Genomic DNA, 14511 nt, shown 5'->3' with positions numbered 1-14511 from the left:
AGTTATAATAGTAAATAGATTAACTTGATGTGTCTTTCTATTTTAAAAGATATATTCACTTCTTGGGATAAAAAAGTAAAAAAATTACCGGATCATTTGATTCTTTAAATGTATTTTTGCTTTTTTCATTCAAAAAATTTTACTTTAAGGATAAAATAGAGATAGGAGTCATTGCTTTTGTCTTTCTCTTTTTGAAAATGGTATAATATAGTGAGAAGGATAGAGGAGAAGTGTAAATTGATCGCACAACTAGATACAAAAACAGTCTATAGTTTTATGGAGAGCGTCATTTCGATCGAAAAGTATGTGAGAGTAGCTAAAGAATACGGCTACACTCATCTGGCTATAATGGATATTGATAATCTTTATGGTGCTTTTGACTTTCTAGAGGTTACAAAAAAATATGGCATTCATCCTTTATTAGGGCTTGAAATGACTGTATTTGTGGATGCTCAGGAAGTGAATTTGCGCTTTTTAGCTCTATCTAGTGTGGGCTATCAGCAGTTGATGAAGCTTTCAACAGCCAAGATGCAGGGGGAGAAAACTTGGTCAGTCCTGTCCCAGTACCTGGAGGATATCGCGGTCATTGTGCCTTATTTTGAAGAGCTTGAATCACTAAATCTAGGCTGTGATTACTATATAGGGGTTTACCCAGAAACACTGGCCAGCGAATTTTATTGTCCTATTTTGCCACTTTATCGGGTCAATGCCTTTGAAAGTAGGGATAGAGAAGTTCTTCAAATTTTAACAGCGATTAAAGAAAATCTACCGCTCAGAGAAGTTCCTTTGCGCTCACGACAAGATGTCCTTATATCAGCAAGTTCTTTAGAGAAACTATTCCAAGAACGTTTTCCTCAAGCCTTGGACAATTTAGAAAAGCTGATTTCAGGTATTTCTTACGATTTGGATACGAGTCTGAAACTGCCTCGTTTTAACCCAGCTAGACCAGCAGTAGAGGAGTTGAGAGAGCGTGCTGAACTGGGGCTTGTTCAGAAGGGATTGACTAGTAAAGAATATCAAGATCGACTAGACCAAGAATTGGCTGTTATTCATGATATGGGCTTTGATGATTATTTCTTGGTTGTTTGGGATTTGCTGCGTTTTGGACGTTCGAATGGCTATTATATGGGTATGGGACGGGGTTCTGCAGTTGGTAGCTTGGTTTCCTATGCCTTAGATATCACAGGGATTGACCCAGTAGAGAAAAATCTGATTTTTGAACGCTTTCTCAATCGTGAACGCTATACCATGCCTGATATTGATATTGATATTCCAGATATTTATCGTCCAGATTTTATCAGGTATGTTGGAAATAAATATGGCAGTAAACATGCTGCACAAATCGTTACTTTTTCTACCTTTGGAGCAAAGCAGGCCTTACGAGATGTTTTAAAACGTTTTGGTGTGCCAGAGTATGAATTATCTGCAATTACCAAGAAAATCAGTTTTCGTGATAATCTTAAGTCAGCCTATGAAGGGAACCTACAGTTTCGTCAGCAAATCAATAGTAAGTTAGAATACCAAAAAGCCTTTGAAATTGCCTGCAAGATTGAGGGTTATCCAAGACAAACCTCTGTCCATGCGGCTGGTGTTGTAATCAGTGACCAAGATTTGACCAACTACATCCCCCTAAAGCACGGTGATGAAATTCCACTGACTCAGTATGATGCTCATGGAGTTGAAGCTAGCGGGCTTTTGAAGATGGACTTTTTGGGACTGCGAAATTTGACCTTTGTCCAGAAGATGCAAGAATTACTTGCAGAAACAGAAGGTATTAAGATAGTTATCAACGAGATTGATTTGGAAGACAAAGAAACGCTAGCTCTTTTTGCTTCTGGCAATACAAAAGGTATCTTTCAATTTGAGCAACCTGGTGCCATTCGCTTGCTCAAACGTGTGCAACCAGTTTGTTTTGAAGATGTCGTAGCGACTACTTCCCTAAATCGACCAGGTGCTAGTGATTATATCAATAATTTTGTAGCTAGGAAACATGGGCAGGAAGAAGTGACTGTTCTAGATCCAGCTCTGGAGGATATTTTGGCTCCAACCTACGGAATTATGCTCTATCAGGAGCAGGTTATGCAGGTTGCCCAGCGATTTGCTGGATTTAGTCTTGGGAAAGCCGATATTTTGCGTCGAGCTATGGGGAAAAAGGATGCTTCTGCTATGCATGAGATGAGGGCTTCCTTTATTCAAGGCTCCATAGAAGCTGGTCATACTGCGGAAAGAGCAGAGCAGGTTTTTGATGTTATGGAGAAGTTTGCAGGCTATGGTTTTAACAGGTCACACGCCTATGCCTACTCAGCCTTGGCCTTCCAGTTGGCTTATTTCAAAACGCATTATCCAGCCATTTTTTATCAGGTCATGTTGAATTCTGCCAACAGTGATTACTTAACAGATGCCTTAGAAGCAGGCTTTGAAGTAGCGCCTCTCTCCATCAACACCATTCCCTATCACGATAAAATTGCTAACAAGTCCATCTATCTAGGTCTGAAATCGATTAAGGGAGTCAGCAAGGATTTGGCACTTTGGATTATTGAAAATAGACCTTATTCTAACATTGAAGATTTTATAGCTAAATTACCTGAAAATTATTTGAAACTTCCTTTGCTGGAACCCATAGTAAAAGTTGGTCTTTTCGATTCATTTGAAAAAAATCGTCAAAAAGTATTCAATAATTTAGTTAATCTATTTGAATTTGTAAAAGAGTTAGGAAGCTTGTTTGGGGATACAATTTATAGCTGGCAGGAATCGGAAGATTGGACGGAACAAGAAAAATTCTATATGGAACAAGAGCTTTTAGGGATAGGTGTCAGCAAACATCCCCTACAAGCTATTGCAAGTAAGGCTATTTATCCGATTACCCCAATTGGGAATTTGTCAGAAAATAGCTACGCTATTATTTTGGTTGAAGTTCAGAAAATAAAAGTAATTCGTACCAAAAAGGGCGAAAACATGGCTTTCTTACAGGTAGATGACAGTAAGAAAAAATTGGATGTCACTCTCTTTTCAGACTTATATCGTCAGGTTGGGCAGGAAATAAAAGAGGGAGCCTTCTATTATATAAAAGGAAAAATCCAGTCACGTGATGGCCGTCTGCAAATGATTGCACAAGAAATAAGAGAAGCAGTTGCTGAACGCTTTTGGATACAGGTAAAAAATCATGATTCGGATCAAGAAATTTCACGTATTTTAGACCAATATAAAGGCCCAATCCCAGTCATTATCAGGTATGAAGAGGAGCAGAAAACAATCGTTTCTCCCCATCATTTTGTAGCTAAATCCAATGAATTAGAAGCGAAATTGAATGAAATGGTTATGAAAACGATTTATCGCTAAAAATACGGAAAATAGAAGAATTTTAAAATCAAATGTGGTATAATCAATAAGAATGTTAAAAGAAAAAGGAGCATAACCAATATGAAACGTATTGCTGTTTTGACTAGTGGTGGAGACGCCCCTGGTATGAATGCTGCTATCCGTGCAGTTGTTCGTCAAGCAATTTCAGAAGGAATGGAAGTGTTTGGTATTTATGACGGATATGCTGGTATGGTTGCCGGTGAAATTCATCCCCTAGATGCAGCTTCAGTAGGAGACATCATTTCTCGTGGTGGTACTTTCCTTCACTCAGCTCGTTACCCAGAATTCGCTCAACTTGAAGGGCAACTTAAAGGGATTGAGCAATTGAAAAAACACGGAATTGAAGGTGTAGTTGTTATCGGTGGTGACGGATCTTACCACGGCGCTATGCGTTTGACTGAACATGGCTTCCCAGCTATCGGTCTTCCAGGTACAATCGATAACGATATCGTTGGTACTGACTTTACAATCGGTTTTGACACAGCGGTTACAACTGCTATGGATGCTATCGATAAGATTCGTGATACATCATCAAGTCACCGTCGTACTTTTGTTATTGAAGTTATGGGACGTAACGCTGGTGATATCGCTCTTTGGGCTGGTATTGCAACTGGTGCTGATGAAATCATCATTCCTGAAGAAGGATTCAAGATTGAAGATATCGTAGAAAGCATTAAATGTGGTTATGAGTGTGGTAAAAAACACAATATCATCGTCTTGGCAGAAGGTGTGATGTCAGCAGCTGAATTTGGTAAAAAACTAAAAGAAGCTGGGGATACAAGCGACCTTCGTGTGACAGAACTTGGACATATTCAACGTGGTGGTTCTCCAACTGCGCGTGACCGTGTATTGGCGTCACGTATGGGTGCGCATGCTGTTAAACTTCTTAAAGAAGGCATCGGTGGTGTTGCGGTTGGTATCCGTAACGAAAAAATGGTTGAAAATCCAATTCTTGGTACTGCAGAAGAAGGAGCATTGTTTAGCCTTACTGCAGAAGGTAAGATTGTGGTTAACAACCCACACAAAGCCGACATTGAGCTATCTAGCTTGAATAAGAGCTTGTCATAATTTACAATTTAGTTAATAAGACCAAAAAGGTCATATATAAAGGAGTCACAAAAATCATGAACAAACGTGTAAAAATCGTTGCAACTTTGGGTCCTGCGGTAGAAATCCGTGGTGGTAAAAAATTCGGTGAGGACGGATACTGGGGTGAAAAACTTGATGTTGAAGCTTCAGCTAAAAACATTGCTAAATTGATTGAAGCTGGTGCTAACACATTCCGTTTCAACTTCTCACACGGTGACCACCAAGAACAAGGTGAGCGTATGGCAACTGTTAAACTTGCTGAAAAACTTGCAGGTAAAAAAGTTGGTTTCCTTCTTGATACAAAAGGACCAGAAATCCGTACAGAATTGTTCGAAGGTGAAGCTAAAGAGTATTCATACAAAACTGGTGAGAAAATCCGTGTTGCAACTAAACAAGGAATCAAATCAACTCGTGAAGTGATTGCATTGAACGTTGCTGGTGCTCTTGATATCTATGATGATGTTGAAGTTGGTCGTCAAGTTTTGGTTGACGATGGTAAACTTGGTCTTCGTGTGGTTGCTAAAGATGATGCAACTCGTGAATTTGAAGTTGAAGTTGAAAACGATGGTATCATCGCTAAACAAAAAGGTGTGAACATTCCTAACACTAAAATTCCTTTCCCAGCTCTTGCTGAACGCGATAACGACGATATCCGCTTTGGTCTTGAACAAGGTATCAACTTCATCGCGATTTCATTCGTACGTACTGCAAAAGACGTAAACGAAGTTCGTGCAATCTGTGAAGAAACTGGAAACGGACATGTTCAATTGTTCGCTAAAATCGAAAACCAACAAGGTATCGATAACTTGGATGAAATCATCGAAGCTGCTGATGGTATCATGATTGCTCGTGGTGACATGGGTATCGAAGTACCATTCGAAATGGTTCCAGTTTACCAAAAAATGATCATCACAAAAGTGAACGCTGCAGGTAAAGTTGTTATCACTGCAACAAACATGCTTGAAACAATGACTGAAAAACCACGTGCAACTCGTTCAGAAGTATCAGACGTATTTAACGCTGTTATCGACGGAACTGACGCAACAATGCTTTCAGGTGAGTCTGCAAACGGTAAATACCCACTTGAGTCAGTAACTACAATGGCTACAATCGATAAGAACGCTCAAACTCTTCTTAACGAATACGGACGTTTGAACTCAGATTTATTCGAACGTAACTCTAAGACAGAAGTAATGGCTTCAGCTGTTAAAGATGCTACTAACTCAATGGACATTAAATTGGTTGTAACTCTTACTAAGACAGGTCACACTGCACGTTTGATCTCTAAATACCGTCCAAATGCTGACATCTTGGCATTGACATTCGACGAATTGACAGAACGTGGATTGATGTTGAACTGGGGTGTTATCCCAATGTTGACAGATGCTCCATCATCAACTGATGATATGTTCGAAATTGCTGAACGTAAAGCAGTTGAAGCAGGTCTTGTAGAATCTGGTGATGATATCGTTATCGTTGCTGGTGTACCAGTTGGAGAAGCTGTACGTACAAACACAATGCGTATCCGTACAGTACGTTAATTAATAGAAAAATAGCCTATCATATCAAGCTTTCTAGCCTGTATGATGGGCTTTTTTGTATATGAGCAAAGTTTTTACTTTTGAGTTAATGTAACTGTAGCTAAAGAGTAAATCGTTGCGTGTTCCATACTTTTTGTGATGTGAGTATACATCCGATTGGTAGTCTTTTTGTCTTCATGCCCAAGCCATGACATGATAGTTTTTAAAGGGATGTTATTTTTTGAACGAAAATTTCATAAAATGTTTAGTTCTTATAGTGGATTACAGCTAGAATAGTACGCTGTGGCTGCTAAAATATTTCTAGAAATTAATTTGTTCATATATTATTTCAATCTACTATAATACAGAAAAAAACAACTCCCTGATGATTCAAGGAGTTGTCTATAGTTAAATTAGTTTTTTGAAGCTGCTTGGAATTCTGGGTTTTTCCATGCTTCGTCAATGATAGCTTGCAATTCTTTAGCAGATGCTTGCATTTTTTGAGTTTCTGCGTCGTTCAATGGGATATTTACTGGACGAACGATACCATGTGCACCAACAACAGCTGGTTGACCGATAAAGACGTTCTCAACTCCGTATTGACCTTCTTGGAATACTGAAAGTGGAAGTACCGCGTTTTCATCGTCAAGGATTGCTTTAGTGATACGAGCAAGGGCTACTGCGATACCGTAGTATGTTGCACCTTTTTTGTTGATGATTGTGTAGGCTGCATCACGAACACCTTCGAACAATTCAATCAATTCAGCTTCTTGAACATTTTGAGTGTCTTTAAGGAATTCTTCAAGGTTTACACCAGCGATGTTAGCATGTGACCAAACAGCGAACTCAGAGTCACCGTGTTCACCCATGATGTAGGCGTGAACTGAACGAGCATCAACATCCAATTTTTCAGCAAGTGCTTGACGGAAACGAGCTGAGTCAAGTGAAGTACCTGAACCGATAACGCGTTCTTTAGGGAAACCAGAGAATTTCCAAGTTGAGTAAGTCAAAACGTCAACTGGGTTAGCAGCAACAAGGAAGATACCTTTGAAACCTGATTCAACAACTTGAGTTACGATTGATTTGTTGATAGCAAGGTTTTTACCTACAAGGTCAAGACGAGTTTCACCTGGTTTTTGAGGAGCACCTGCAGTAATCACAACAAGGTCAGCGTCTGCACAGTCAGAGTATTGAGCTGCATAGATTTTTTTAGGTGAAGTGAAGGCAAGTGCGTGACTAAGGTCAAGTGCGTCACCAACAGCTTTTTCATGCAATTGTGGAATTTCGATAATTCCAAGCTCTTGTGCAATTCCTTGGTTAACAAGTGCAAAAGCGTAAGATGAACCTACAGCACCATCACCGACAAGGATAACTTTTTTGTGTTGTTTAGTTGAAGTCATTGTTCTAAACATCTCCTTAATTTTATTCAGGGATTTCCCCAGTTATTTTAATTCTATCACTTTTAAAAAGCTTTGTCACGAATATGCCTTGGACTTCTTGATGTAAACGTTTTAGCTGGTGTGGATACCTGAAATATAGTGGACATTGTGGTATAATATTATTAATTACTAATTGTGAAATGAGGCATTTATTAATGCAGGATAAAAATTTAGTGAATGTCAATCTGACAAAGGAGATGAAGACGAGCTTTATTGATTACGCAATGAGTGTTATCGTAGCGCGGGCTCTTCCTGATGTTCGAGATGGCTTGAAACCGGTTCACCGTCGGATTCTCTACGGAATGAATGAATTGGGTGTTACTCCAGACAAACCCCATAAAAAATCTGCTCGTATTACAGGGGATGTCATGGGTAAATATCACCCACACGGAGATTCCTCTATCTATGAAGCCATGGTCCGTATGGCTCAATGGTGGAGCTACCGTTACATGCTTGTCGATGGGCATGGGAACTTTGGTTCCATGGATGGTGATGGTGCTGCCGCCCAACGTTACACTGAGGCACGTATGAGCAAGATTGCTCTAGAGATGCTTCGTGATATCAATAAAAATACAGTTGATTTCGTTGATAACTACGATGCCAATGAACGTGAACCCTTGGTCTTGCCAGCTCGTTTTCCAAACCTTTTGGTCAATGGAGCAACTGGTATTGCCGTTGGGATGGCGACCAATATTCCCCCTCATAACTTGGGTGAAACGATTGATGCAGTGAAGTTGGTCATGGACAATCCTGAAGTGACTACCAAGGACTTGATGGAAGTCTTGCCTGGTCCAGATTTTCCGACAGGTGCCCTTGTTATGGGGAAATCAGGCATTCATAAGGCTTATGAAACGGGTAAAGGTTCTATTGTCCTACGTTCTCGTACCGAAATCGAAGAAACTAAGACTGGTCGTGAGCGCATTGTTGTAACAGAATTTCCTTATATGGTTAATAAAACCAAGGTGCACGAGCATATTGTTCGTTTGGTTCAGGAAAAACGCATTGAGGGCATCACAGCAGTACGTGATGAGTCAAACCGTGAAGGTGTTCGGTTCGTTATTGAAGTCAAGCGCGATGCCTCTGCCAATGTTATCCTCAACAATCTCTTCAAGATGACCCAGATGCAAACCAACTTTGGTTTCAATATGCTTGCTATCCAAAATGGTGTACCCAAGATTTTGTCCCTTCGTCAGATTTTGGATGCTTATATTGAGCACCAAAAAGAAGTGGTTGTTCGTCGGACACGTTTTGATAAGGAAAAAGCAGAAGCGCGTGCTCATATCTTAGAAGGTCTCTTGATTGCGCTAGACCATATCGACGAAGTGATTCGTATCATCCGTGCTAGTGAAACGGATGCGGAAGCACAAGCTGAGTTGATGAGCAAGTTTAAGCTTTCTGAACGTCAAAGTCAAGCCATTCTTGATATGCGTCTTCGCCGTTTGACAGGTTTGGAACGTGATAAGATTCAGTCAGAGTATGATGACTTATTGGCTCTGATTGCAGATTTAGCAGATATTCTTGCTAAGCCAGAACGTGTTTCTCAAATTATCAAGGATGAATTAGATGAAGTCAAGCGTAAGTTTGGAGACCAACGTCGTACGGAATTGATGGTCGGTGAAGTCTTGAGTCTTGAAGATGAGGATCTAATTGAAGAAGCTGATGTCTTGATCACTCTTTCTAACAAAGGATACATCAAACGTCTGGACCAAGCTGAGTTTACTGCTCAAAAACGTGGGGGGCGTGGTGTTCAAGGAACAGGTGTTAAGGATGACGATTTTGTTCGTGAGTTAGTGTCAACTAGTACCCATGATCACCTACTCTTCTTTACAAATAAAGGACGTGTCTATCGCCTTAAAGGATATGAAATTCCTGAATATGGCCGTACTGCTAAGGGATTGCCAATTGTCAATCTTTTGAAATTGGATGAAGGTGAAAGTATTCAGACCATCATCAATGTTGAGTCTGAACGTAGTGATGATGCTTACCTCTTCTTCACAACCCGTCATGGTATTGTGAAGAGAACCAGCGTTAAGGAATTTGCTAATATCCGTCAGAATGGACTTAAAGCACTTAACCTCAAGGATGAAGATGAGTTGATTAATGTCTTACTGACAGAAGAGGATACGGACATTATCATTGGTACCAAGTTTGGTTATTCAATTCGCTTTAATCAATCAGCCGTTCGTGGTATGAGTCGTATCGCCACTGGTGTGAAAGGTGTTAACCTTCGTGACGGAGACACAGTTGTTGGTGCTAGCGTAATTACTGATCAAGATGAGGTTCTTATCATTACTGAAAAAGGATATGGTAAGCGTACAGTCGCGACTGAATATCCAACAAAAGGTCGTGGTGGTAAAGGGATGAAGACGGCTAATGTGGCTGAAAAAAATGGTCCTCTATCAGGTCTCTTGACTGTGAAAGGTGATGAAGACTTGATGATTATCACTGATACAGGTGTCATGATTCGAACCAATGTTGCTAATATTTCACAAACAGGACGCTCAACTATGGGAGTTAAAGTAATGCGTCTGGATCAAGATGCTAAAATTGTGACCTTTACTACGGTTGCAGCGGCAGAAAAAGAAGAAGTTGGGACAGAAAACGAAACAGAAGGTGAAGCATAATGTCTCAAAAAAATAATAAGAAGAAAAACAAACGAAAAAATCTGCTGACAAATATCCTAGCAGGATTTCTGATACTACTATCAATTGCTTTGATTTTTAATGCTAAAATTCGTGATATTTTCATAGTTTGGAATACCAATAAGTACCAAGTTAGTCAGGTATCAAAAGAAAAAATAGAAGAAAATCAGGATACAGAAGGAAATTTTGATTTCGATTCTGTCAATGCTATCTCTTCTGAAGCGGTTCTAGCTTCTCAATGGGATGCTCAAAAATTACCAGTTATCGGCGGAATTGCAGTCCCTGAATTAGAAATGAATCTACCAATTTTTAAAGGGCTTGATAATGTCAATCTCTTCTATGGTGCTGGTACGATGAAACGCGATCAAGTGATGGGGAAAGGAAATTATAGTCTAGCTAGTCATCATATTTTTGGTGTCAATAATGCTAATAAAATGTTATTTTCTCCTTTGGATAACGCTAAAAATGGTATGAAGATTTATCTAACTGATAAAAATAAAGTTTATACCTATGAAATCCGTGAAGTCAAACGTGTGACACCGGATCGTGTTGATGAAGTTGATGATAGAGAAGGGATTGATGAGATTACATTAGTAACCTGTGAAGACCTTGCTGCTACAGAACGTATTATTGTAAAAGGCGATTTGAAAGAAACAAAAGATTATTCACAAACATCTGATGAAATCCTAACAGCTTTCAATCAACCATATAAACAATTTTATTAATACAAATCAGTGAAATCCTGGATTTCACTGATTTTTTTAATATTTTCATAAGAATAAACTTTTATGAAATACAGAAAACGCTTCCTTAATTTTAACGTTTGTGATATAATTATCAGGTAAAAAATTTTTAGGAGTTTATTATGGTTTCTTCAGAATTTATTTCAAAGATTGAATTTGCTTGCAAGAAGAAAGAAAGTCTTTATAGTCAAAGCAAATTTAAGTATGCGATTCGTTCTATGTTCGCAGGTGCATTTTTAACCTTCAGTACAGCTGCTGGTGCAGTTGGTGCGGACTTGATTAATAAAATTGCGCCAGGTAGTGGACGATTCCTCTTCCCATTTGTCTTTGCTTGGGGCTTGGCCTACATTGTTTTCTTGAATGCCGAGTTGGTAACATCAAACATGATGTTCTTGACTGCTGGTAGTTTCTTGAAAAAAATCTCTTGGAGAAAAACAGCTGAGATTTTACTTTACTGTACCTTGTTTAACCTTATCGGGGCTTTGATAGCAGGTTGGGGCTTTGCTCATTCGGCAGCCTATGCACATCTGACTCACGATAGTTTCATCTCAGGGGTTGTTGAGATGAAGTTAGGCCGCTCAAATGAATTAATCTTGCTTGAGGCTATTTTGGCAAATATTTTCGTAAATATTGCGATTCTTTCATTTGTTTTGGTCAAAGATGGTGGTGCCAAACTATGGCTTGTTTTATCAGCAATTTACATGTTTGTATTCTTAACAAACGAGCACATCGCTGCGAACTTCGCTTCTTTCGCGATTGTGAAATTCAGTGTTGCTGCTGATTCAATTGCTAACTTCGGTGTTGGAAATATGCTTCGCCACTGGGGTGTAACCTTCATCGGAAACTTTATAGGAGGAGGCCTCTTGATGGGTCTTCCATATGCCTTCCTCAATAAAAATGAAGATACTTATGTAGATTAAGAAAATGAGCACGATTAAGTCGTGCTTTTTTCGTTTTTAAAATAAAGTAATAGCTATTTCTTATATCAAAATATAGAAAACTGATATTGGTAAACTATAACTTAAGGTGCTACAATATCCTTAATCAAACTATTTGGAGGTCGTTTTATGACTCGTGATTTTAAATTTGAAACTTTGCAACTACATGCTGGTCAAGTTGTGGATCCAGCTACCAAGTCTCGTGCAGTGCCAATTTATCAGACAACATCCTTTGTTTTTGATGATACGCAGGAAGGTGCGGATCTTTTTGCCTTGAGAAAACCAGGGAATATCTATACCCGTATTACCAATCCTACAACAGCGGCCTTTGAAGAAAGAATCGCTGCACTTGAAGGTGGTGTTGGAGCTCTTGCAACAGCATCAGGTATGGCTGCGGTGACTTATACGATTTTGGCTCTTGCCCATGCTGGTGACCATGTAGTGGCAGCATCAACTATTTACGGTGGAACCTTCAATCTCTTGAAAGAAACCCTTCCTCGTTATGGGATTACAACAACCTTTGTGGATGTGGATAATTTGGAGGAAGTGGAAGCAGCTATCAATGACAATACCAAGCTTGTCTTGATTGAAACCTTGGGCAACCCCTTGATTAACATTCCAGACCTGGAAAAACTGGCTGAGATTGCTCATAAGCATCAGATTCCACTCGTTTCTGATAATACCTTTGCTACACCTTATTTGATTAACGTTTTTTCTCACGGTGTAGATATTTCCATTCATTCTGCGACTAAGTTTATCGGTGGGCATGGTACGACTATTGGTGGAGTGATTGTCGATAGCGGTCGTTTTGACTGGGCAGCTTCAGGGAAATTCCCTCAATTTGTTGAGGAAGACCCAAGCTACCATAATTTGAGCTATACTCGTGATGTGGGTGCAGCAGCATTTATTATCGCTGTCCGTGTCCAATTGCTTCGTGATACAGGGGCGGCCTTGTCACCATTTAATGCCTTCCTCTTGCTACAAGGACTTGAAACACTCTCTCTTCGGGTAGAACGCCATGTGCAAAATGCTGAGAAAATTGTTGATTTCCTTGTCAACCATCCTAAGGTAGAAAAAGTTAACTATCCAAAATTGGCAGATAGTCCTTATCATGCCTTGGCTGAGAAATACTTGCCAAAAGGTGTGGGCTCAATCTTTACCTTCCATGTCAAAGGTGGGGAGGCAGAAGCTCGCAAGGTAATTGATCATTTAGAAATTTTTTCTGACCTTGCAAACGTAGCAGATGCTAAATCTCTTGTTGTCCATCCAGCTACAACCACTCACGGTCAATTGTCAGAAAAAGATCTTGAAGCAGCAGGCGTCACACCAAACCAAATCCGTTTGTCTATCGGACTTGAAAATGTAGAGGATTTGATAGAAGATTTGCGCTTGGCCTTGGAAAAAATTTAAAGTAAAAGAAGATAAACAGTGGGTTTCGACTCACTGTTTTTGATTTTCCCTCGGGCATGATATAATGGTTACAGAAGTCTAGAAAGAGGAAAGTTATGAATGAAATCAAATGTCCCAATTGTGGGGAAGTCTTTACAGTAAATGAGAGTCAGTATGCGGAACTTCTGTCCCAAGTGAGAACGACAGAGTTTGATAAGGAATTGCACGACCGGATGAAGCAGGAGCTGGCCTTGGTTGAGCAAAAGGCCATGAATGAACAACAGTCTAAACTTGCTCAAAAAGATCAAGAAATTGCGCAATTACAGAGTCAAATCCAAAACTTTGATACAGAAAAAGAATTGGCTAAGAAAGAAGTTGAGCAGACAAGTCATCAGGCTTTATTGGCTAAGGACAAGGAAGTACAGGCCTTGGAAAACAAATTGGCGACCTTGCGTTTGGAGCATGAAAATCAACTCCAAAAGGCCCTTTCTGACCTAGAAAAAGAACGAGACCAGGTTAAAAACCAACTGCTTTTGCAGGAAAAGGAAAATGAATTATCTTTGGCTTCAGTTAAGCAAAACTATGAAGCACAGCTCAAAGCAGCGAGTGAACAAGTCGAATTTTACAAGAATTTCAAAGCCCAGCAATCTACAAAAGCCATCGGGGAAAGTCTGGAACAGTATGCAGAGAGTGAGTTTAACAAGGTCCGTAGTTTTGCCTTTCCAAATGCTTACTTTGAGAAGGATAACAAGGTTTCAGCGCGTGGGTCTAAGGGTGACTTTATCTTCCGTGAGTGTGATGAAGATGGAGTAGAGATTATCTCCATTATGTTTGAGATGAAAAACGAAGCGGATGGAACAGAGAAGAAGCACAAGAATGCAGATTTTTACAAGGAATTGGACAAGGACCGTCGGGAGAAGAACTGTGAATATGCGGTTTTGGTGACTATGCTTGAGGCCGATAATGACTACTTTAACACAGGGATTGTTGACGTTAGTCACGAGTATGAAAAGATGTATGTGGTTCGCCCCCAGTTCTTCATTCAGCTGATTGGACTCTTGCGTAATGCGGCGCTTAATTCCCTAAAATACAAGCAAGAGCTGGCCTTGGTTCGCGAACAAAATATTGACATCACTCATTTTGAAGAGGACTTGGATGCCTTTAAGCTAGCTTTTGCTAAGAACTATAATTCGGCTTCGACCAACTTTGGTAAGGCAATTGATGAAATTGACAAGGCTATCAAACGCATGGAAGAGGTTAAGAAGTTCCTGACAACATCTGAAAACCAACTCCGTCTAGCTAACAACAAATTAGAAGATGTTTCTGTTAAAAAATTGACCCGTAAAAATCTAACCATGAAAGCGAAATTTGAAGCACTGAAGGGGGAGTGA

9 protein-coding genes are annotated in these 14511 nt (G+C 39.7%); 8 read left to right on the top strand and 1 reads right to left on the bottom strand.

The features are described 5' to 3' along the window. Positions 1–237: 237 nt before the first annotated feature. The 3 genes from ACAM22_RS05325 to pyk all read left to right on the top strand — a co-directional run bounded on the left by ACAM22_RS05325 (position 238) and on the right by pyk (position 5990). Entirely contained in the window at positions 238–3339 is a 3102-nt protein-coding gene (locus ACAM22_RS05325) for a DNA polymerase III subunit alpha (protein WP_369606472.1), read from the top strand. A gap of 81 nt (positions 3340–3420) precedes the next feature. Beyond that, a complete protein-coding gene (pfkA, locus tag ACAM22_RS05320) occupies positions 3421–4428 on the top strand; it encodes a 6-phosphofructokinase (RefSeq protein ID WP_000820862.1) in 1008 nt (335 codons plus the stop codon). Positions 4429–4484: 56 nt separating this feature from the next. Then, entirely contained in the window at positions 4485–5990 is a 1506-nt protein-coding gene (pyk, locus tag ACAM22_RS05315; protein ID WP_261012427.1) for a pyruvate kinase, read from the top strand. A 392-nt stretch (positions 5991–6382) separates the two neighbouring features. Here pyk and ACAM22_RS05310 read toward each other — a convergent pair whose 3' ends face one another. Continuing rightward, positions 6383–7369 carry an L-lactate dehydrogenase gene (locus ACAM22_RS05310; protein WP_000204726.1) on the bottom strand — a complete coding sequence of 329 codons (987 nt, stop codon included), beginning with the start codon at positions 7367–7369 and terminating at the stop codon, positions 6383–6385. Positions 7370–7563: 194 nt separating this feature from the next. Here ACAM22_RS05310 and gyrA point away from each other — a divergent pair, with 194 nt between their 5' ends. The 5 genes from gyrA (at position 7564) to ACAM22_RS05285 (ending at position 14511) form a co-directional block, all read left to right on the top strand. After that, positions 7564–10032 (top strand): DNA gyrase subunit A, encoded by a 2469-nt coding sequence (gene gyrA / locus ACAM22_RS05305; RefSeq protein WP_369606471.1) that lies wholly within the window; start codon positions 7564–7566, stop codon positions 10030–10032. Then, positions 10032–10775 (top strand): sortase SrtA, encoded by a 744-nt coding sequence (gene srtA, locus ACAM22_RS05300; protein ID WP_369606470.1) that lies wholly within the window; start codon positions 10032–10034, stop codon positions 10773–10775. Before gyrA ends, srtA begins: the two co-directional genes overlap by 1 nt. 140 nt (positions 10776–10915) lie before the next feature. Then, the gene (locus tag ACAM22_RS05295; RefSeq protein ID WP_000254773.1) at positions 10916–11713 is read left to right on the top strand and encodes a formate/nitrite transporter family protein; all 798 of its coding nucleotides are present in this window, start codon (positions 10916–10918) and stop codon (positions 11711–11713) included. Positions 11714–11860: 147 nt separating this feature from the next. Then, positions 11861–13141, top strand: a complete 1281-nt coding sequence (locus tag ACAM22_RS05290; RefSeq protein ID WP_369606469.1) for an O-acetylhomoserine aminocarboxypropyltransferase/cysteine synthase family protein — start codon at positions 11861–11863, stop codon at positions 13139–13141. Between the two features lie 95 nt (positions 13142–13236). Beyond that, positions 13237–14511 carry a DUF2130 domain-containing protein gene (locus ACAM22_RS05285; protein WP_369606468.1) on the top strand — a complete coding sequence of 425 codons (1275 nt, stop codon included), beginning with the start codon at positions 13237–13239 and terminating at the stop codon, positions 14509–14511.

The organism is Streptococcus sp. SN-1 (assembly GCF_041154385.1).
Taxonomy (GTDB): domain Bacteria; phylum Bacillota; class Bacilli; order Lactobacillales; family Streptococcaceae; genus Streptococcus; species Streptococcus mitis_CT.
Note: the sequence above shows the minus strand (reverse complement) of the source record. Positions and strands in the feature narration are given on the sequence as shown.

Excerpts from the sequence above, each read along its gene's own strand:
- srtA (WP_369606470.1), top strand. The coding sequence starts at position 10,032 with ATGTCTCAAAAAAATAATAAGAAGAAAAACAAACGAAAAAATCTGCTG.
- ACAM22_RS05310 (WP_000204726.1), bottom strand. The coding sequence starts at position 7,369 with ATGACTTCAACTAAACAACACAAAAAAGTTATCCTTGTCGGTGATGGT.
- gyrA (WP_369606471.1), top strand. The coding sequence starts at position 7,564 with ATGCAGGATAAAAATTTAGTGAATGTCAATCTGACAAAGGAGATGAAG.
- ACAM22_RS05285 (WP_369606468.1), top strand. The coding sequence starts at position 13,237 with ATGAATGAAATCAAATGTCCCAATTGTGGGGAAGTCTTTACAGTAAAT.
- pyk (WP_261012427.1), top strand. The coding sequence starts at position 4,485 with ATGAACAAACGTGTAAAAATCGTTGCAACTTTGGGTCCTGCGGTAGAA.
- ACAM22_RS05290 (WP_369606469.1), top strand. The coding sequence starts at position 11,861 with ATGACTCGTGATTTTAAATTTGAAACTTTGCAACTACATGCTGGTCAA.
- ACAM22_RS05295 (WP_000254773.1), top strand. The coding sequence starts at position 10,916 with ATGGTTTCTTCAGAATTTATTTCAAAGATTGAATTTGCTTGCAAGAAG.
- pfkA (WP_000820862.1), top strand. The coding sequence starts at position 3,421 with ATGAAACGTATTGCTGTTTTGACTAGTGGTGGAGACGCCCCTGGTATG.